The organism is Bradyrhizobium sp. 87, assembly GCF_023073015.1.
GTDB lineage: Bacteria > Pseudomonadota > Alphaproteobacteria > Rhizobiales > Xanthobacteraceae > Bradyrhizobium > Bradyrhizobium canariense_D.
In genome coordinates this window covers 38,384-57,559 of sequence record NZ_JADPIQ010000038.1, presented here as the reverse complement: position 1 = coordinate 57,559, position 19,176 = coordinate 38,384, and the positions used below count along the sequence as shown (strand labels likewise).

At 64.2% G+C, this 19,176-nt stretch carries 15 protein-coding genes and 1 pseudogene; 5 read left to right on the top strand and 11 right to left on the bottom strand.

Features of this window, described 5'->3' with window-relative positions; translation table 11 throughout:
- A partial coding sequence (locus tag IVB50_RS09355) for a hypothetical protein (protein WP_247295687.1) occupies window positions 1-368 on the top strand: 368 nt, incomplete at its 5' end.
- On the opposite strand, the gene IVB50_RS09350 is transcribed toward IVB50_RS09355, so the two are convergent.
- Window positions 353-1,927, bottom strand: coding sequence for a porin (locus IVB50_RS09350; RefSeq protein WP_085357572.1), 1,575 nt, complete (start codon window positions 1,925-1,927; stop codon window positions 353-355). The two genes, IVB50_RS09355 and IVB50_RS09350, sit on opposite strands and share 16 nt — an antisense overlap.
- 505 nt (window positions 1,928-2,432) lie before the next feature.
- Here IVB50_RS09350 and IVB50_RS09345 point away from each other — a divergent pair.
- Window positions 2,433-2,912: a MarR family transcriptional regulator gene (locus IVB50_RS09345; RefSeq protein WP_018453949.1), complete on the top strand. Its 480-nt coding sequence runs from the start codon at window positions 2,433-2,435 to the stop codon at window positions 2,910-2,912.
- A gap of 95 nt (window positions 2,913-3,007) precedes the next feature.
- On the opposite strand, the gene IVB50_RS09340 is transcribed toward IVB50_RS09345, so the two are convergent.
- Entirely contained in the window at window positions 3,008-4,090 is a 1,083-nt protein-coding gene (locus IVB50_RS09340; protein ID WP_247295684.1) for an alpha/beta hydrolase, read from the bottom strand.
- 853 nt (window positions 4,091-4,943) lie between these two features.
- Here IVB50_RS09340 and IVB50_RS09335 point away from each other — a divergent pair.
- Window positions 4,944-6,007, top strand: a pseudogene (locus tag IVB50_RS09335) (2-dehydropantoate 2-reductase N-terminal domain-containing protein).
- 282 nt (window positions 6,008-6,289) lie between these two features.
- Complete coding sequence (locus IVB50_RS09330) at window positions 6,290-7,792, top strand: ATP-binding protein (RefSeq protein WP_247295680.1); 1,503 nt, start codon at window positions 6,290-6,292, stop codon at window positions 7,790-7,792.
- 13 nt (window positions 7,793-7,805) lie between these two features.
- On the opposite strand, the gene IVB50_RS09325 is transcribed toward IVB50_RS09330, so the two are convergent.
- The 9 genes from IVB50_RS09325 to IVB50_RS09285 all read right to left on the bottom strand — a co-directional run bounded on the left by IVB50_RS09325 (window position 7,806) and on the right by IVB50_RS09285 (window position 16,992).
- Window positions 7,806-8,837 (bottom strand): HoxN/HupN/NixA family nickel/cobalt transporter, encoded by a 1,032-nt coding sequence (locus IVB50_RS09325; protein WP_247295691.1) that lies wholly within the window; start codon window positions 8,835-8,837, stop codon window positions 7,806-7,808.
- Between the two features lie 284 nt (window positions 8,838-9,121).
- The gene (locus IVB50_RS09320) at window positions 9,122-9,862 is read right to left on the bottom strand and encodes an ABC transporter ATP-binding protein (protein ID WP_018453943.1); all 741 of its coding nucleotides are present in this window, start codon (window positions 9,860-9,862) and stop codon (window positions 9,122-9,124) included.
- Window positions 9,859-10,701: an ABC transporter ATP-binding protein gene (locus IVB50_RS09315; RefSeq protein ID WP_018453942.1), complete on the bottom strand. Its 843-nt coding sequence runs from the start codon at window positions 10,699-10,701 to the stop codon at window positions 9,859-9,861. The genes IVB50_RS09320 and IVB50_RS09315 overlap by 4 nt, the downstream gene beginning before the upstream one ends.
- Window positions 10,701-12,524, bottom strand: a complete 1,824-nt coding sequence (locus IVB50_RS09310; protein WP_247295678.1) for an ABC transporter permease — start codon at window positions 12,522-12,524, stop codon at window positions 10,701-10,703. The genes IVB50_RS09315 and IVB50_RS09310 overlap by 1 nt, the downstream gene beginning before the upstream one ends.
- Before the next feature lie 13 nt (window positions 12,525-12,537).
- Window positions 12,538-13,695: an ABC transporter substrate-binding protein gene (locus IVB50_RS09305; RefSeq protein ID WP_247295676.1), complete on the bottom strand. Its 1,158-nt coding sequence runs from the start codon at window positions 13,693-13,695 to the stop codon at window positions 12,538-12,540.
- Window positions 13,696-13,755: 60 nt separating this feature from the next.
- A complete protein-coding gene (locus tag IVB50_RS09300; RefSeq protein ID WP_085383547.1) occupies window positions 13,756-14,340 on the bottom strand; it encodes an alkylhydroperoxidase domain protein in 585 nt (194 codons plus the stop codon).
- Window positions 14,341-14,352: 12 nt separating this feature from the next.
- The gene (locus IVB50_RS09295) at window positions 14,353-14,979 is read right to left on the bottom strand and encodes a CMD domain protein (protein ID WP_085383552.1); all 627 of its coding nucleotides are present in this window, start codon (window positions 14,977-14,979) and stop codon (window positions 14,353-14,355) included.
- A 47-nt stretch (window positions 14,980-15,026) separates the two neighbouring features.
- Window positions 15,027-16,061 (bottom strand): putative FMN-dependent luciferase-like monooxygenase, encoded by a 1,035-nt coding sequence (locus tag IVB50_RS09290; RefSeq protein WP_247295674.1) that lies wholly within the window; start codon window positions 16,059-16,061, stop codon window positions 15,027-15,029.
- Window positions 16,062-16,197: 136 nt separating this feature from the next.
- Complete coding sequence (locus tag IVB50_RS09285; protein ID WP_247295672.1) at window positions 16,198-16,992, bottom strand: MetQ/NlpA family ABC transporter substrate-binding protein; 795 nt, start codon at window positions 16,990-16,992, stop codon at window positions 16,198-16,200.
- Window positions 16,993-17,382: 390 nt separating this feature from the next.
- Between IVB50_RS09285 and IVB50_RS09280 the strand changes: the two genes are divergently transcribed.
- On the top strand, window positions 17,383-19,170 hold the full coding sequence (locus IVB50_RS09280) for a peptide ABC transporter substrate-binding protein (protein WP_085348497.1): 1,788 nt from the start codon (window positions 17,383-17,385) through the stop codon (window positions 19,168-19,170).
- The last annotated feature ends 6 nt before the right edge of the window (window positions 19,171-19,176 follow it).

Here is a 19,176-nt window from a genome sequence, read left to right as displayed (position 1 = left end):
GCACCCGAACGCTGCCGCGTCCACCGCAAGCCCGGCTCGCGAACATGACGACCACAAGATCGCCCCTCAAGGATGAGCCGGGATGGACGACACATACGCCATTTCCGAATTTCGGTAAAGCGGAATATTTTTGTGAGAGCGGATTGACACGGGGGCGACACAGGCGCGGTCCCGTGGCCCGGATGAAGCGAAGCGTGATCCGGGAAGGTGCCGGACGCAGCGCGAGCAGCCCCCGGATCACGCTTGCGCTCCATCCGGGCACCGGGGCTTCGCCGCCCTATATCATCTGCCTTGCGCAAAAAAACACCCGGCGGTTTCCCGCCGGGTGTTCGTTCATGTGTTTCGATAGATTTTACCAGTTGCGCTGAGCGCGGAGGATCATGGCGACCGAGTCCTGATCCTTCAGCTCGTAGGCCGCGGTCGGCTTGGCGGTCGCGACGCTCGGGGAGGCGCCAACCGTACCAGAATACTTCTGATCGAGATGGGTCCAGGACACGTCCGCCGAGAAGGTCAGGTTCTTGACCGGGGTCCACCGGGTGACGACACCTAGCTGGCCGATCGCGAAGTCCGGGTTGCAACCCGTCACACCTGCCAGGGCTCCGAACACACCGGCGCCGCCGCCGGCGCCGCAGATGGTGGTCTTGGCCAGCGTGCCGAACTGGGCCTGAGCGTAAGCACCGTACAGCGAGGAGTTCCAGTTGGGATCCCAGTTGTGGGTGTAAGCGCCACGGAAGCCCCAGGTCTTGACGGTTTCCTGCGAGCTACCGGTCACGTACACCGTGTCAGGAGCATTGGCGAAGCCAACGCTCTGGTAGGCAACACCCGAGCTACCGAACAGCGAGTAGCTGCTGCCCGACAGGTTCTGGAAGTTGTAGCGGGTCGCGCCGTCGGTGTAGACGCCCTGGATGTTGATCGTGTCACCCGCGCCGGTCGGGATGTTCTTGATCGACAAAGCGAGCTGAACAGCCCAACCCCATTTGTCGTCGGGATGGCCGGTGGCTTCGGTCGCGCCGTAATAGGCGACATGGTTGTCATGCGCAGCCACTGACGCCTGGAAGAGACCCCAGGCCTGATCGACACGCACCTGACCGACGAGGTTCGGCGAACGCGAGCCGCCGAGGGCGTTGGTGCCGTACGAACCGCCGATGATGCCACCTGCGGTCGCGCCGGTCATGTTGAGGTTGCCGGCCTGATAGTAGGCCGTCGCATCTTCAGCGGAGAACGATGCCGTGACGCCCTGGCCGAAGTCGGCGGTGTATGTGAACTGGGTGACGCCAGTAACGGTGCCGCTGCCGCCGACGAGGTTGTCGGTGATGTTGCCGGGATAGTTGGTCCAGGGCGCGTCGAACTGCGACACGGCCTTACCCATCGTGAAGCCGGCGAACTGGATGAAGGCGTAGTATACGCCGAGCGCACCGGCCGAGGTATTGCCGTCGGTGCCGTTGACGTTGCCGCTACCCGAACCGACGAGGCCTGTGCCCGCAGCGTTGAGACCGAGCGTACCGCTGTACTGGGTGCCACCCGTTGCCGAACCGGTGCCCGAATAGTTGCCGGTCGTCCAGGTAAAGACGCCGTCGAAGAACGTGCGGACCACGCCGTATTCGGTCGCGGTGCGGGTGTCGATGTTGAGGTCTTCACGAGCGCGGAAGGTGTAGTAGTTCATCAGGCGGTTGCGTGCACCGGCAACACCGCTCTGGTTCGGGTTGAAGTCCGAATTGGTATTGAGGTTCGCATCGGCACGCAGGTAACCACCGAGCTTGATGCAGGTGTCGGTGCCCGGGATGTAGTAGAAACCGGCGCCGTACAGCGAGCAGATCTTCACGTATTCGACCGCCTTGGCCTTCACGGGAAGATCGGCAGCGAACGCCCCGGAGGCGGCCATCAGGCCGGCAGCCGAGCCGAGAAAGAGTGTCTTCGTCAACTTCATTAGTAAACCTCCAGGTCGGTTCAGGGGGCTCGGGTCCTCGGTGGACGCCGCTTTACCCTCTCAATTTCCGTTCAATTCAGGCCCGCACCGAAGGTTCGGACTGAAACGACAGCGAGGTGCCCCCTCCGTCGCGGCTTCACATATAGTTTATAAAAACAATGGTCTCAATTTATTGCTTTGATGAATCGACACTTCGGGCCGCGATGTGGCTTGAGGGCAACAGCGGCGATATCACCCCGGAATATCATTGCATACAAGCCAGAAAAGCCCTCAGGGGGCATCCCGAGGGCTTCTTGGAGGTCTCGCATCGCTGTCCGTCGCGTCGGTCAAGAGCAGCGAAATAGAGTGCGATAATCGATAATGAAATTAATTGTTCTTTGCAAGTAATAATTGGGCCTACGATTTCTTCCGCGCGGTATCTCCCCTTTGGTCGGCGCGCGATTTTCGAGACGCTTCCAAGATATCCCATTAAGGATAGGCAAGGGATAAACGGGGAGGGAGCCACATGATCGAGAAGAAACTCGACAGGGCGATTACGGACTTCATCTGGAACGTCGTCGAAATTCATTCCCAGCTGGAGGACATCCACACCAGCTGGGCCGGACTGCTGGGCATTACCGAGCCGCAGTGGCTGATCCTGATGGCCATCACCGAACTGGACCAGGGGCGAGGTGTCGCGGGAATCGACATCGCGAACAAGCTGCGCGTCCACCCCGCCTTCGTCACCAACCAGACCAAGAGTCTCGAAAAGGGCGGCTTCCTGTCGCGACGGCCGGCCGCAGACGACGCACGCTACGTCCTGATGTCGCTGACGGCGAAAGCAACGACGGAGATTGAAAAACTGTCGAAGAGAAAGCTCGCCTTGAACTCGACCATGTTCAACGAGCTCGACGAGAAGACCTTGGCCGACCTGAATGCCGCGCTCGCAACGATTGCCAAGAATGCCCGGCTGGCCGCACGGTTGCTGGCCATCGACGCTTCCTGACTCCCTGACGTCAGGCGCGGAACGCGCGCCTCGATTCATCCCCAATCTCTCCTCGCCTTCCCAATCTTTTCTCGCCTTCCCAATCTCTTGGCGCCTTAGAGGTAGGTCACGGAATCCAGCTGGCGGGCAATTCCAAGTTTGCTGTCGAGCCATTCGAAAATGAAATCGTCCACCGCGATGAAATTCTCGACCTCGCCCAGAGGGTGCGGAATGCAGTTCGGCACGACGGTCGCGCAATCGGCTCCGGCCTGCCGATAGCCGGCTTGCAGTTCGAGAGCATCCTCCTCCCAAACCATTGAGCGGCTCCCGACGACCATCAGAAGCGGGCAAGGTATCCGACACAACGGCAGCAACGAACCCGTCGAGGGCCCGTCACGGACCGCCTGCTCGACGCCGATCATCCAGCGCAGCGATGCCCGGCGCATGACCGGCGTCGCAATGCCGCCGTCGCACACGGCGGCAGCCATTCTGCGATCCACGAGGGCAAGACGGGATGCGTGACTGGCGGCCGCCCCCTCGCCGTAGACCGCGATCTGCTGCGAATCGACGTCCGGACGAGCTTCCAGGTAATCCAGCCAGCATTGAAGAATATGCGCCGGCTTGAAGGGGCTAAAACCGGATGAATCGCCGGCATCAACGAACAGGAGTGACACGTTCCGTCGCCCTGAAGCCGGCAACAGCCTGCTCATCATCGAGCCGAGGGTGATGTCCTCGTCGCTGACGCAGATAACTGCGGGTGCGAAAGACCGATCGGGGAACGCCGGCAGAAAGTAGCCCGCAAGCGAGCCTTGATCAGAGCAGTCGATCTCCACACGCTCGATCGCCGAACCGGCGTCCTCCTCGAAGCCCCTCAGGCAGAGTCTGACCTTGTCTACGAGGTCGGTACCCCCGGGATCTCCGGGCCAAGACAGGTTCCTCGCGACTTCAAGGGCCGTCAGCGAGCACAGCCACGCTTCCCGCGCGATCTGAGCTGAACTGGTTACGCGTGCCGATTCGGCGAATATCCGGTACTCGCCTGAGATCCTCAACCACTCCGAAATCCACCGATGCCTGTGCGCCTCGCGCACGAGTTCCCCGACGGACAAGCTTTCAAAAAAATGAGACGCACGTTTTCGCAAGCACGCCAGGCTTCGACCGGCGCCGTCGCACGTGCCGTGAGGCCAATGATCATCTTCCATGTCCGTCCCCGAACGGCGCGTCGGCGGTTGCTTGGACTCGGCGCAGCGCTGTCAGCGCAACGCCCTGCATGTCTGCTCGATGCGATGTCACGCGTGCGTGATCGCGCTTGCGTCTGCCGTCCCGATGATCGTTCCGTTTTCCCTTCGCGGGCGGGGGCACTGGACCGGACGGACTACAGTCCGAACGAACCGGTCGCAAAACAAGTCGCACGCCGACTCCAACTCAATCGTCACGTCTCAGCTCCGTTGCTGATACACAGTTTAGGCCCCGCACCACTCTGCCATTCTTTGCTGTCCCGCGTTTGCAGTTTTTTGTTGCGGTGGACGACTAAAATTGGAGCTCATTTAACGAGGGAGAAGGCATCACCTGTGTCGGCTTCCATCATGATTCCTCATGACGCCGATCCGGCGCGCCACCAATCACGCCAGCGATAAAAATGCGGCGGGTTACCGCCTGATCGATGCCGACGGCCTTCGCCAAAGGACTTTCCGCTAGTCAATGTCGCAGGAAAACCGGCGCGACAAAATCCTCGAAGTCGCTCATCCGCACCCGGCGCGCGAGACGTGACGAGGTATGATCGCGTTCTGGGAGAGCCTGGGCGATCGAGATGTGCAACATTTCTTACTTCGGTAAGCCAGTTATTTGAGCAACTCAACGACCCTGCACAACCGCCGCCGGTTTGGCGTCGTCTTGCTTTCGGCGTCAAGCAACACGCCGGGCCGCCCGCTGATCCGCGCCTTGTATCCATTATCCCAGTTGCCATCCCCACGCACTTTGCCTTACATGCCCGCCAAACTCGCCCGCGGCTGACGGCCGGGGCCCAAAAATCACCAATTGTCAAAGGGACGAGACATGGCGCGTAACATCCTGATTCTCGGGGCTTCCTACGGCTCCCTGCTGGGCACGAAGCTGCTGATGGCGGGGCACAACGTGACCCTGGTCTGCCGCGCCAAGACCGCGGAGCTGATCAACCGCGAGGGGACCGAGGTGCGCATCAAGTTGCGTGACGAGGCGGTTCACCGCGCCATCTTCTCGCGCGACCTGCCCGGCAAGCTCGACGCCGTGACGCCGGCCAATGTGGACCTGTCCCGTTACGACATGGTCGGCCTTGCAATGCAGGAGCCGCAATACACCAACCACACGGTGCGCGTTCTCATGGTCAGGATCGCCGCGGCGAAGCTGCCGTGCCTCTCGATCATGAACATGCCGCCGCTGCCCTATTTGAAGCGGATCCCCTCGCTCGCAGACATGGATCTCGAGGAGGCCTACACCAATGCGCAGGTGTGGAGCGCTTCGAGCCGGGGCTGGTGACCCTGTGCTCGCCCGACCCGCAGGCATTCCGTCCGCCGGAAGAGGCTGCGAACGTGCTCCACGTCGGTCTGCCCACGAATTTCAAGGCATCCGTGTTCGCCGACGAGAAGCACAACAAGGTGCTGCGCGAGCTCGAAGCCGACATCGACGCGGTGACCCTCGACGGCCACGACGTGCCGGTGAAGCTGAAGGTGTTCGATTCTCTGTTCGTGCCGCTGGCGAAATGGTCGATGCTGCTGACCGGCAACTACCGCTGCATCACGCCGCACGAGCCGCAGTCGATCCGCGACGCCGTGCACAGTGATCTCGCGCGCTCGCAGACCATCTATGAGCATGTCGACGACATCGCCCGGCGTCTCGGCGCCGATCCGCAGGACCAGGTGCCGTTCGCGAAATACGCCAAGGCTGCCGAGAGCCTGCTGAAGCCGTCGTCGGCCGCGCGCGCGGTGGCCGGCGGCGCACCCTTCATCGAGCGCGTCGACCTGCTGGTCAAGCTGATCTCGCATCAGCTCGGCGCGCCCAATGCAGAGATCGACCGCACCGTCGAGACTGTGGACCTGAAGCTCAACGAGAAGATCGTGCAGGGCGGATCGGGCGCGCTGTAACGGGCCACGATCCCCTTTGCCGGACTTCGCGCATCCATCATTGACTGGGCGCATGCCGAGCGCACGGCGCAATGCCGGTTTCGTACATCAGCGGGGAACTCGCGCAAGCGATAACCCCAGGACGACGATCCGCAAGCCCCCTATCGGCCCGCACTTCTACGGCAATCGAATCACGCCTGAACTCCGCCGTGGGCAACAACGCATGATTCTCGCCATGGCGCTCGACGCGCCGTGGCCGGATTGATAAGCCCCTGTCCGCGAATGATGGGACTTGAGTCGGGCATGACGGTTGCGATCGAGATGGGGCAGACCACGGCGGGCGCCGCGGCGGCCATGGACCTCGAGGAACTGCTGGCGACCCGCCTCCTGGTGCAGGGCAATTCGGGCTCCGGCAAATCGCATTTGCTGCGGCGGCTGCTGGAGCAGAGCGCACCCTGGGTGCAGCAGGCGATCATCGATCCCGAAGGCGATTTCGTCTCCCTGGCGGAGCATTTCGGCCATCTCGTGATCGAGGCCGAGGATCACACCGAACGCGGCCTTCAGGTTGCCGGCGAGCGCGCGCGGCTGCATCGCGTCTCCACCGTGCTCAACCTCGAAGGGCTCGATGCCGAGAACCAGATGCGCCGCGCCGCAGCCTTCCTCGGCGGACTGTTCGACGTGGACCGCGACCACTGGTATCCGATGCTGGTGGTGGTCGACGAGGCGCAGCTGTTTGCGCCTGCGGTCGCGGGCGAAGTCTCTGACGAAGCGCGAAAGCTTTCGCTCGGCGCCATGACCAATCTGATGTGCCGCGGCCGCAAGCGCGGGCTTGCCGGGATCATCGCGACCCAGCGGCTGGCGAAGCTCGCCAAGAACGTCGCGGCGGAAGCGTCCAACTTCCTGATGGGCCGCACCTTCCTCGACATCGACATGGCGCGCGCCGCCGACCTGCTCGGCATGGAGCGGCGGCAGGCCGAATCGTTTCGCGATCTCGAACGCGGACAATTCATGGCGCTCGGCCCCGCGCTGTCACGCCGGCCGCTGCGTTTGAACATCGGCGCGACCGAAACCCAGCCGCGCAATTCCACGCCGCGGCTGATGCCGATGCCCGAAGCCGCACTCGAAAATATGCGCGCCGTGATCCTGGCCGCGCCGCCGCCCGATGCCAGCCGGCCGCAGCGCCGGCCCGCGCCCGATCTGCTCGAGCAGCTCCGCGCCGCGAAGGCTGCCGCACCGGAGATCGGCCCCGAAATAATCGAGGTCCCGATTAGTGCCGAAGAGCTCGCTGAACGGCGCGAACGCGTGGATCGGACCCTTCGTGCCGTGCTCGCCGCGCCCGATGCCGGTTTCCGCGCGGTGGGCGTGCTGTACCAGGAGTTCGTGGTCCGCTGCCGCATCGAGGGCCTCGGCTCGGCGGTGCCCGACCTCACCGAATTCCGCCGCATGCTGACACGCGCACGCGCCGGGCTCGGCGCCGAGCATGCCGAGGACGACGCTTGGCAGGACGTGTCGCTGCGCGCCTCGATCCTGCCCGACGACATGCAAGGCGTGTTCATGATGATCGCGCGCGCGGCGAAAGAAGGCTGGCCCTGCCCCGGCGACGCCGCGATCGCCCGCGCCTACGGCTCGCATTCGCTGCGCCGGGCTCAGCGCCTGCTCGGCTACATGGAAGAGCAGGGCCTGATCGTCTGCCAGCTCGACGGCGCCGGCCGCAGGTTCGTGACGCTGGTGGAATTGGCGTGGGCCACCGCGCCGGGCGATCCCAATGCCGACGACCTGCCGGCGGAGAGCGCAGCTTCGGCTTGAGCCCACGATTGACTCACGCTGTCTCGGTAGCATCGACGCCCACCAGCACATCGGGCGTGCGCCGCCGCTCGAGCGCGAATAGCCTGCGATAGAGCATGACCGAAACCAGCCATGCAATCGCGAATAGCGCGACCACGGCGAAGCCGACGTTCGCGAGTGAATCGTTGAGGCCGTCGACCAGCGTCCACACACCGCCAGACAGGCCGAGCCGATCCCCGATCAGGCCAAGCGCCTCAATGCCGCCGATGAACAGCGCCACCGCGACCGAGGCACCGGTGATCGTGAGGTTGTACCAGAGCTTCCGTAAGGGATCGACGAAGGCCCAACGATAAGCGCTGACCATCAGCGCGGAATCGGCGGTATCGACCAGCGCCATGCCTGATGCGAACAGCGCGGGAAAGACCATGACGTCGGCCAGCGATGCACCAAGCGCGTATTCGCTGGCGGAGATGCTGAGCAGGCCGATCTCGGTGGCGGTGTCGAAGCCGAGGCCGAACAGGAAGCCGAGCGGGTACATATGCGCCGGCTTGGTCACCAGGCGGAACATCGGGCCGAGCAGCCGCGCCAGCAATCCGCGGCTGGCGAGCAGCGCATCAAGCTGCGCGGCGTCGTGGATGCCTTGCGCGCGCGCGATCCGGAACGTCCGCCACAGGCCGGCGAAGATGACCAGGTTGATGGCCGCGATCACCAGCAGGAACAGCGCCGACACCGACGTGCCGATGAAGCCGCCGACGTCCTTGAGCAGGCTGTCGCCGCCAAGGCTCACCAAGCCCAGCGCGAGCAGCATGGTCGCGACCACAACCACGGTGGAATGACCAAGCGCGAAATAGAGACCAACGCTGCGCGGCGCATCGCCGGCCTGCATCAGCTTGCGCACGACGTTGTCGATGGCCGCGATGTGGTCGGCATCGACGGCGTGGCGCAGGCCGAACACCCAGGCAAGCAGCGCGGTCGCCATCACCGTCGGCCGGTCACCGAACGCCGCGAACGCCCAAGCCCACGCCCCGATGTTGGCCGCGATCAACCCGCCGAACAGCAGCATCATTCCGGGGTCGACCGCCCGCAAAGATAATTTCGTCACGCCAATCATTCCGTCCGCTGCACGACCCATCGCACGAGCGGTATGATCTTTTCATAAGGTGGTCATACTGACCAGTGCAATCCCGGAGGGGCGGCACGGTTCTGCAGCAGTGCTTGCGGCGTCCTTCGGGACGCCCGCTGCGCGGGCTCCTTTAGGATGAGGTCTCGCTTCGCCGCGAGATCGCCAGACCCTCACGGTGAGGCGCCCGCCAAGGGCGGGCGTCTCGAACCATGCAGGCCGAGATGGCGCTACGCCGCCTCGGAGCCGCCGAGATAGGCATCGCGGATGCGGGGATCGTCCTTCAGCGCGCGGGCGGAGCCGGAGAGAACGATCTTGCCGGTCTGGAGCACATAGGCCTCGTGCGCGATCTCGAGCGCGAGGCTGGCGTTCTGCTCGACCATGAAGACCGAGACGCCCTCCTGGTTGATGGTACGGATCAGTTCCAGCACGCGGTCGACGTAAAGCGGCGACAGGCCCATGGTCGGCTCGTCCATCACGATCATCCTGGGACGGCTCATCAGCGCGCGCGCCATCGCGACCATCTGCTGCTCGCCGCCGGAGAGCGAGCCGGCGCGCTGCGACAGCCGTTGGCCGAGCTTCGGGAACAGCGTGAGCATCTTGTCGAGATCCTGCGCGATCGCCTCGCGGTCGTCGCGCACGAAGGCGCCCATCAAAATGTTCTCGCGGACGCTCATGTCGGCGAACAGCCGCCGTGCCTCCGGCACCGAGGCGATGCTGCGGCGGACGATCTGCGGCGTGGTAAGTCCCAGTAGCGAAGTGCCGTCGAACGTCACGTCGCCCGAGCGCGGCTTCACGAGGCCTAGAATGATCTTCATCGTGGTCGATTTGCCGCTGGCATTGCCGCCGAGCAGGCAGACGATGTGGCCGCGCGGAACTGATATCGACAGGTCGAAATGCACCTGGGCCTGACCATAGAAGGTATTGACGTCGGTGATCGCGAGCAGCGCATCGGGAGGCGGGTTCGTCATGCCGCGCTCTCCTGCTTCGTCGTCAGGCCGTGGCCGAGATAGGCCTCGATCACCTTGGGATCACCGCGCACCGCTTCGCCCGGGCCTTCCGCGATTTTCTTGCCCTCGTCCATGACGATGACGCGATCGGAGAGGCGCATCACCATTTCGAGCTTGTGCTCGATCAGCAAGATCGTCAGCCCTTCGGCTTTCAGCTCGGCGACGAGCCCCTGCATCTCCGTGGTCTCGGTCGGATTCATGCCGGCGGTCGGCTCGTCCAGCAGCAGCAGGCGCGGCTTCAAGGCGAGCGCGCGCGCGATCTCGACGCGGCGGCGGTTGGCGTAAGAGAGGCTGTAGGCCGGCTGATCGATACGCGGCAGCAACCGCTCGCCGAAGCGCGCGAGAATGACCTTCACCTCCTCGCGCAGCCGCTCTTCCTCCGCCTTGACGCTAGCGGGGCGCAGCAGCGCCAGACCCAATTCCAGCAGCGGGCCGATCACCGGCACTGCCGGTTTCACCGCGCGCAAGCGCGTATGCGCACCGATCAGGACGTTGTCCATCACGCTGAGATTGCCGAAGACGCGGCCGAGCTGGAACGTCCGCGCGATGCCTCCGGCCGCCAGGCGTTCCGGCGAGAAACCTGTGATGTCCTGACCTTCGAAGCGAACCGTCCCGGCGTCCGGAAGGTCAAGCCCGGTCACGAGATTGAACAGCGTTGTCTTGCCCGCCCCGTTCGGGCCGATGATGCTGATCAGCTCGCCTTTGGCGAGATCGAGATCGATGGCGTCGACGGCGGTGAGGCCGCCGAAGCGCCGCGTGAGCCCGCGCAGGGACAGCATCGCCGTGTGTGCGTCCATCATCACACCGTCCCCAAAAGGCCCTGCGGCCTGAACCGCACCAGCAGCAGCAGCACGATGCCGTAGATCAGGATGCGATACTCCGCCGCGATGCGGAACACTTCCGGCAGGCCGACCAGCGCGACCGCCCCGAGAATCGCCCCGACGACATTGCCGAGACCGCCGAGGATGACGACGGTCAGCGCCAGGATGGATTGCTGCGTGTTGAAGGTCTCGTGGTTGATATAGGAATAGAGATGCGCGGCGATGCCGCCGCTGACCCCCGCGGCAAAGCCGCCGAAGATGAAGGCCAGCGATTTGTAGCGATTCAGGCTGAGGCCATAGGCCCGCGCGGCGATGTCGTCGTCGCGGATGGCGCGAAAGCTGCGGCCGAGATGCGAGCCGAGCAGGCGTCCCTGCAGCAACGCCAGCACGATCATCACGATGAAGCTGAACCAGTAGATCGAAATCGGGCTGACCAGCTCATAGCCAAACAGCGACAGCGGCGGGATGCCGGAGATGCCGATCGGCCCGCGCGTGACGCTCTCCCAGTTCAGGATCACCAGCGAGACGATCTCGCCGATCGCGAGCGTCGCGATCGACACATAATGTCCGCGCAGCCGGAACGACGGCGAGATCAGCGCCGTGCCCAGCGCCGCACTCATCAGGCCGCCGCCGATGATGGCAAGGCCGACCGGGACAGCGAACGTGAGCGACAGCAGCGCGGAGGTGTAGGCGCCGATCGCGAGCAGCGCGGCGTGTCCCAGCGAGACCTGACCAATCGTGCCTGCAACCAGGGTGAGGCTCAGCGCGAGCATGCCGAGCAGCCAAGCGTTGATCAGGGTCTGGAGCACGTAGAACGACACGGGCAACAGCGGCAGGATCGCGAAGACGACGGCAGCGATCAGCAGAGCCCAGCGCGGAATCCAGACCGGGCGGCTCGGCGCGATGAAAGTGCCGGTGAGCGGCTCGGGCGGCGCCTGCCGCGCGCTGGCGAACAGACCGTTCGGGCGCAGCACGAGCACCACGACTAGCAGCAGGAACGCGAACAGGTTGCGGTAGCTGGTGCCAAACACGGCAACGCCGTAGCTCTCGACGAGTCCGAGCAGCAGGCTGCCGATCACCGCGCCCGGCACATTGCCGGCGCCGCCGACGACTTCGGCGACGACGCCCTTGAGCGTCGCCTGCAGGCTCATCGCGGTGTCGATCTGGTTGTAGTACATGCCGACCAGCAGGCCGGAGACGCCGCCGAGCGCAGCCGCAATGCCGAACACGGCCTGATTGACGCGGTTGACGTCGACGCCCATCTGCATCGCGGCGTCGCGGTCCTGCGCGGTGGCACGCACGGCCCAGCCGAGCTTGCTGTAGCGCAGGAACACGAACAGCAGCAACGCGCTGGTGAGGCCGACACCGGCGATGAGCAGATCGAGCGGGCCGATCGTGCCGCCGCCGATCTGGAAGCGGACATCCGGCAACTGGCTCGGCAATGCGCGCGGATTGGGCGAAAAAGTCAGCATCACGAGCTGATCGAGCACGAAGCTGATGCCGATGGTCGCCAGCAGCGGTGCGATGCGCACCGAGTTCTGCAGCGGGCGCAGGCCGAACCGCTCGATGATCAAGCCGACCAGCGCCGCCGCCACCGCGACCAGGATGATGGTGAGCGGCAGTGGCGTATGCAGCTGCACGACCGCGACCCAGCCGATATAGGCGCCGACGAGGTAGATCGACCCTTGCGCAAAGTTGATCAGCCGGCTGACGCCGAAGATCAGCGCGAGCCCGACCGCAACGAGGGCGTAGACGTTACCGACGATCAGCCCGTTGATCGTGTAGTCGAGCCAGGAAGACACGCAGAAAATCCCCTCAGGTCGGCTTGCCGTCCCAGAGCGCGAACTGGCCCTTGCGCACGACGAGCTCGGCGTTCATGGCGCCCTTGACGCGCCGACTCTCGACGTCGAACGTCGCCTTGCCGAAGATCACGCTCGAGACGTCCTTTACTTTCGTGAAGGCGTCGCGAATGGCGCGACGGTCGGCGCCGCCGATCCTCACCACGGCGGCGGCCATGTTCATCGCGTCATAGGCGTAGGCATTGAACGCGTCGGGCTCCACCCCGTTGTATTTCTTCTTGAAGCCGGCGATGAACGTCTGCACCTCGGGGCGCGGGTCTTCCGGGAAGTAGCGCGTGCCGACATGGACGTCCTCGACGGCCTCGCCGCCGAGCTCCAGGAATTTCGGCGAGTAGACCGAGCTCGCGGCGCAGATCACCTGCTTCAGCCCGACCTGGCGCGCCTGGCGCGCGATCAGCGCACCGTCGGAATAATAGGAGATCAGGATCAGCCCGTCGGGATTGGCGTCGCGGACACGCACCAGCGTGGAGCGGAAGTCGCGCTCCTCCGCGATGTAGCCTTCGGTGACGGCGATTTCGGCGCCGTGCTCCTTCGCGGCCTTAACGAAATAGTCGCGGCTGGTACGGCCCCAATCGGTGTTGAGGTGCAGCACGGCGAGCTTCTTCAGGCCGAGGCGCTTGACGGCATAGGCCGCCAGCAGCGGCTGCTCGTCAGCCTGGCTGACCGAGGTGCTCCACATGAAGTCGCCGCCCTTGGTGAAATCCGGATGCGAATTTGTGAATCCGAACTGCACCAGCCCGCCGCGCTGATAGATCGGCGAGGCCGCCATCGAGGCGGGGCTGGAGAAGTCGCCGAGCTCCATGACAATCCTGGGATCGGAGACGAACTTCTGGGCGATCGCCACCGACTGGCGCGGGTCGCTCTGGCTGTCCTCGAAACTATAGGCGAGCTTGCGACCGTTGATGCCGCCCGCGGCCTGGATCTCGTCGAGCGCGAGATCAAAGCCCTGCTTCCACTGCGTGCCATATTGTGCGTTCGGCCCGGTCAACGGACCACTGACGCCCAGCAAAATCGGTTCGGACGATTGCGCAAGCGCGGCGCGCGAGAAGGCTGCCCCCGCCATCATGGCGGCAAGCGAGCCCTTGACCAGGGTACGACGATCGATGTTGCTCATGGACGGCTCCATCCTGTCAGGCGTTGAAACAACTAGCAATTTTCATGCCGGTGAGATTGGCTATTTCGAGGGCTCGCCAAGCGACAGCATCAGCCGGTTCGCCCAGTTGAAGAACGACGCGCCGTTGATGACGTCGACGATCTCGGCATCGTCGAGACCGGCGCGGCGCAGCTCATCGATATTGTCGGCGCTGAACGCGATCGGCGTCGCAGCCAACGCCACCGAGGCCTTGACGACCGCATTCCAGCGCTCGCCGAGATCGGCGCCGACGCCCTCGTCGAGCAGGCGCTGCACATCGTCGCGGCGCTTGGAATAAGTGCTGGCGAAACGCGCATGCACGGAGGCGCAGTAGATGCAGCCGTTGTAGCGCGAGGTCGCAGCCGCCGCGAGCTCGCGCTCGGCGCGCGGCAGGCCGTCGGCGACGTTGTAGAAGATGTCCTTGTCCGTCTTGGTGCGGGCTTCCAGCACCTCGGGGTCGCGCACCAGCAGGCGGAAATACTCGGACTTGGAACGGGAGCGATCGACGAGGCCCGCGAAATGCCGCTCGGTCAGCTCGGCTTCGAGCAGCGGGTCGATCCAGGACACCCAGCCCAGTTCGTCCTGGGTGAAGACGACGGGCGGATTGGCATTGTTTGCAGCGCTCATGATGCAGCCTCCTTACGCGCCGGCCGCGGCGTTCGTGGTGCGCCCGAGCGAGGCACCGAGCACGCGCAGTCCCGTGACGACGCGCACCTGGAACGATAGGAACGCAACGAGCTGGGAAAACGTGACGATGCCGGTGTTCGACCAGCCGGCGGCGAGCAGCGCCTTCATGTCGGCTGCAGCCGCATCGCGCGGGCGGAACACCAGCAGATGCGCATGCTCGAACGCTGCGGCGAGCCGGTCTCCGAGATCGGGCTTGCGCTCCGCGCCGACGCGATAGATCAGGCCGGCCTTGTTTTCGACAGACAGGGGGCCGGCTGGAAAGGCACCGTAGGGGCCCGAGGTCTCGCCCCGCGCGATTTCGACATCGACAGCTTCGACCAGGCGCGCGCCATCGGCGGTCGCAGCTAACTTCGCCCGATAGAAGCCGGCCATCGTGGGCTCGCGGTGAAGGCCGATCACGAAGAGCGCGACCGCGGCGCGCTCCACCAGCGAGACATCGCCGGCGTCGATCGGCTCCAACAGCGAGAGATAGCTCTTCTGCGCATTGTCGCGCGCCTGGATGCGCTTGGCCCGAATGCCGTCCAGAGCCGAACCCGGTTCGATCCCGGCGAGCGTGTCGATGATATCTTTCGTAGCCATCATTCAGCCTCTTGCAGCCTCGTGCAACGCGATTCCGTTCATTCCGACTATCCCGCCAGCGCCACGTCGGGCGCCGTCCGCGCCCAGCCCAGCGCCGGCGCGACCTTCTCCGCGACCAGCTCGATCGAGCGCAGAATGTGGGGATGCGGGGCATCGACCGAATGCGCCTGGAAGACGAGATCGGTCACCCGCTCCAGCGTGGCGTCGGCGCGGAGCGAAGCGATGACGTCGTCGGCCGCGCCGACATGGGTGTCGAACGCCACGATCATCTCCTCGAGCGTTTCGCCTGGCTTGGCGTGGCCGCCCTTGAGGAATTGCGGGAGCGCGCGTCGCAGGCCGATATCGGAAAGACGCATCGCCTCAGTCCGGTCGTCGGCAACGAAGACGGTGCGCGAGGCCATGATGCGGGGCTCCCGTCCCGGCGGCAGCGCCTCGAGATAGGCATCGATCACCGGATTCTGAATCTCGGCGAGCGTTGCCTTCGGCGCCTCCTTGGTTCGAGGCTGGGTGCGCGACAGCAACAGGCCATCGCCTGCCTTGCCGGCACGCGCGCCGCCCGCGACAGAGAACGTCGCCTGCCAGATCCTGTCGTCCAATTGCGGCCGCTGCGGATAGAGCGTGTCACCACCTTCGAGCGGCTTGCCGACCAACGCGGTGCGGACGACGTCCAGATTGCGCGCAAAGATCTCGTTGCGCTGGGCGCTGTCGAGGCCGAAGGCGGCAAAGGCCGAGGGATTGCCGCCGGTGCCGACACCGAGCTCGAAGCGACCGTTGCAGAGCAGATCGAGCACCGCGGCATCCTCCGCCACCCGCACCGCGTTCTCCAGCGGCAAGGTGACGATGCCGGTGCCGAGCCTGATGCGCGAGGTCTGGGCTGCGACATAACCGAGGAAGGTGAAGGGGGACGGCAGGCCGCCCTCGCGCTCGTGGAAATGGTGCTGCGCGATCCACGCGGAATCGAGGCCCGCCGTCTCGGCGCGCACGATCTGCTCGGCCGCGAAGCGATATCGGTCGGCCGGCGGGGCCTCGTCGAGAAGCCGTGTGAAAAACCCCAGGCGTTTCAGGTTTGCTAAGCGTTTCATACGACCCCTGTCGGACGAGGATAGGTCCCGATGATGTCGGTTGCCGCAGCTCCAGACAAGCGGGCATTGCGCAGGGCTAGTACGCAAGCCCGCCCGCCGGGATCGCCCTGAGCTGAACTTTGGCTGGGCAGACTGCCTACCAGCTCGGCAGAACCGCGCCCTTGAACTTGGTCAGGATGAACTCCTTGACCTCCGCCGTGTGATAGCTGTCCACCAGGATCTTGACCCAGGGCTTGTCCTTGTCGACCGTGCGAACGGCGATGAGATTGACGTAGGGACCCTTCGGGTCCTCGCGCAGGATCGGATCCTTGACGGGATCGAGGCCAGCCTGGGTTGCATAATTGGTGTTGATCGCGGCGGCGTCGACGTCGTCGAGCGCGCGCGGCGCCTGCGCCGCGTCGACCTCGATGAACTTCAGCTTCTTGGGATTCTCGGTGATATCGAGCACCGTCGGCTTGAAACCCGTGCCGTCCTTCAGCTTGATCGCGCCCTGGTCGCGCAGCAGCAGCAACACGCGGCCGCCATTGGTCGGATCGTTCGGGATCGAGACCTTGCCGCCCTCGGGGATATCGGCGAAGGCCTTGTGCTTCTTGGAATAGACGCCGATCGGGAAATTCACGGTCAGGCCGACGGCTTCGATCTTGTAGCCACGGTCCGCCTTCTGATTGTCCAAATATGGTTGGTTCTGGAACGAATTGGCCTGGATCTCACCGGCATCGAGCGCTGCGTTCGGCACGACGTAGTCGGAGAATTCGATGAGCTGGATGTCGAGACCCTGCTTGGCGGCGATCGGCTTCACCGCCTCGAAGATCTGGGCGTGCGGCCCCGGCGTCACGCCGATCTTGATGGTCTCGCCTGAAGCGGCGGCCGACCAGACGGCGAGCACGGTCGCAAGGATCAGGGTGGAACAGAACGACATCTTGGTCTCCATGACTCGGCAATGATTGGAACCGTATTCGCTTCTCCGCGGCGCGAAATCAATGAAATGTAAATCCATATTGACCGATTGACGCGGACGACGCTTCTCCGTTCGACGGCATGCGGGGAACGAATGCATCTGCGCAAGCGTGAGACGCGTCACGACAAAACCCACGGATCGTTGCCCGTAGCCCGATGGAGCGATGCGCAATCCGGGGCGCCGCCAGCGCGGCTGGACTTATCCTGGTTGCGCTCGGCTCCATCCGGGCGTCAGACCTCTCCCCGCACATTCGTCATTTCGCCGCAGGGTTTTCTGACCTTGGTGGCATTGCCGCCTCGCCCATGATCAAACATGATGGGCCTTGGCCGGTGACGACTTGTCCTTGAAGTGGGGGATCATCCGATGAACGAGAACGAAATCCGCAAGTCCATCACTGAGGTGCAGCAGGGCACCCTGTCGCGACGCTCGTTCATGCAGACGATGGCTGCGATCGGGATCGCGGCGCCTGTCGCGAGCCAGATCCTGGTCTGGAACGACGTGGCGATGGCGGACGCCACCCTGCCCTACAAGCCGACCAAGGCCGGCGGCGGCGGCCCACTCAAAATCCTGCTCTGGCAGGCCCCTACACTGCTCAATCCGCATTTCGCGCTCGGGACCAAGGACCAGATCGCCTCGCGCGTCTTCTTCGAGCCCCTCGCCGGCTGGGACAAGGACGGCAACCTCGTCCCCTGCCTCGCGGCCGAGGCTCCGTCCAAGCAGAACGGCGGCCTTTCGCCGGACGGCCTGAGCGTGACCTGGAAACTGAAGCAGGGCGTGAGATGGCATGACGGCAAGCCCTTCACCGCCGACGACGTCGTGTTCACCTGGCAATACGCCTCGGATCTCGCCACGGCGGCGTACACTACGGGGTCTTACAAAGACATCACGGTCGAGAAGATCGACGACCACACCGTCAAGGTGCTGTTCAAGGCGCCGACGCCGTTCTGGGCCGATCCCTTCGTCGGCTCGGTCGGTCCGATCCTGCCGAAACATCATTTCGGCGACTATGTCGGCGCGAAGTCGCGCGAAGCGCCCGGCAATCTGAAGCCGGTCGGCACTGGTCCCTACAAATTCGTCGAGTTCAAGCCGGGTGACCTGATCCGGGCCGAACGCAATCCCGACTATCACGTCAAGAACCAGCCGCATTTCGACACGCTCGAGATCAAGGGCGGTGGCGATGCGGTGTCCGCGGCTCGCGCCGTGCTGCAGACCGGCGAATACGACTATGCCTGGAACATGCAGGTGGAGGAGGAGGTCCTCAAACGCATGGAGGCCAGCGGCAAGGGCAAGCTCGACGTCACGCCATCAGGCAACGTCGAATTCATCATCCTCAACACGACGGACCCCTGGACCGAGGTGGACGGCGAGCGCTCAAGCCCCAAGACCAAGCACCCGACGCTGTCCGATCCCGCCGTTCGCCGCGCGATCAATCTGCTGATCGACCGCGAGTCGATTCAGAAATTCATTTACGGGCGCGGCGGCGTCGCCACCGCGAGCTTCGTCAACGCGCCCAAACAGTTCAAGTCGCCGAAGCTGAAATACGAGTTCGACGTCGACAAGGCGAACAAGATCCTCGACGAGGCCGGCTGGGCCAAGGCCGCGGACGGCATCCGCGAGAAAGACGGCAAGAAGCTCAAATTCGTCTTCCAGACCTCGACCAATGCGCCGCGTCAGAAGACGCAGGCCATCATCAAGCAGGCCTGCCAGAAGGCCGGGATCGAGATCGAAATCAAGGCGGTCACGGCATCGGTGTTCTTCTCGTCCGACGTCGGCAACCCCGACACCTACTCTAAGTTCTATGCCGACATGGAGATGTACAACACCACGCAGCCGCAGCCCGACCCGGAGCGCTTCCTGAACCAGTGCGTCTCCTGGGAGATCTCCAACAAGGAAAACAAATGGCTCGGCCGCAACGTCTCGCGCTGGTCCGATCCCGAGGCCGACAAGGCCTACAAGTCTGCGCAGAACGAGCTTGATCCGGTCAGGCGGGCCGCGCTGCTGATCAAGGTCGACGAAACGTTTTGCGAGGCCAACGTGTTCCTGCCGCTTCTATCCCGCAACATCGTCAACGCAGGGGTCAACAACCTCATGGTCGACATGTCGGGATGGGACGTCACGACCTGGAATCTGGCGAGTTGGTATCGCAGCTGACGCCGG

Coding starts and splice junctions, on each gene's coding strand:
- IVB50_RS09350 (WP_085357572.1), bottom strand. CDS start 1,927: ATGAAGTTGACGAAGACACTCTTTCTCGGCTCGGCTGCCGGCCTGATG.
- IVB50_RS09345 (WP_018453949.1), top strand. CDS start 2,433: ATGATCGAGAAGAAACTCGACAGGGCGATTACGGACTTCATCTGGAAC.
- IVB50_RS09340 (WP_247295684.1), bottom strand. CDS start 4,090: ATGGAAGATGATCATTGGCCTCACGGCACGTGCGACGGCGCCGGTCGA.
- IVB50_RS09330 (WP_247295680.1), top strand. CDS start 6,290: ATGACGGTTGCGATCGAGATGGGGCAGACCACGGCGGGCGCCGCGGCG.
- IVB50_RS09325 (WP_247295691.1), bottom strand. CDS start 8,837: ATGATGCTGCTGTTCGGCGGGTTGATCGCGGCCAACATCGGGGCGTGG.
- IVB50_RS09320 (WP_018453943.1), bottom strand. CDS start 9,862: ATGACGAACCCGCCTCCCGATGCGCTGCTCGCGATCACCGACGTCAAT.
- IVB50_RS09315 (WP_018453942.1), bottom strand. CDS start 10,701: ATGATGGACGCACACACGGCGATGCTGTCCCTGCGCGGGCTCACGCGG.
- IVB50_RS09305 (WP_247295676.1), bottom strand. CDS start 13,695: ATGAGCAACATCGATCGTCGTACCCTGGTCAAGGGCTCGCTTGCCGCC.
- IVB50_RS09300 (WP_085383547.1), bottom strand. CDS start 14,340: ATGAGCGCTGCAAACAATGCCAATCCGCCCGTCGTCTTCACCCAGGAC.
- IVB50_RS09295 (WP_085383552.1), bottom strand. CDS start 14,979: ATGGCTACGAAAGATATCATCGACACGCTCGCCGGGATCGAACCGGGT.
- IVB50_RS09290 (WP_247295674.1), bottom strand. CDS start 16,061: ATGAAACGCTTAGCAAACCTGAAACGCCTGGGGTTTTTCACACGGCTT.
- IVB50_RS09285 (WP_247295672.1), bottom strand. CDS start 16,992: ATGGAGACCAAGATGTCGTTCTGTTCCACCCTGATCCTTGCGACCGTG.
- IVB50_RS09280 (WP_085348497.1), top strand. CDS start 17,383: ATGAACGAGAACGAAATCCGCAAGTCCATCACTGAGGTGCAGCAGGGC.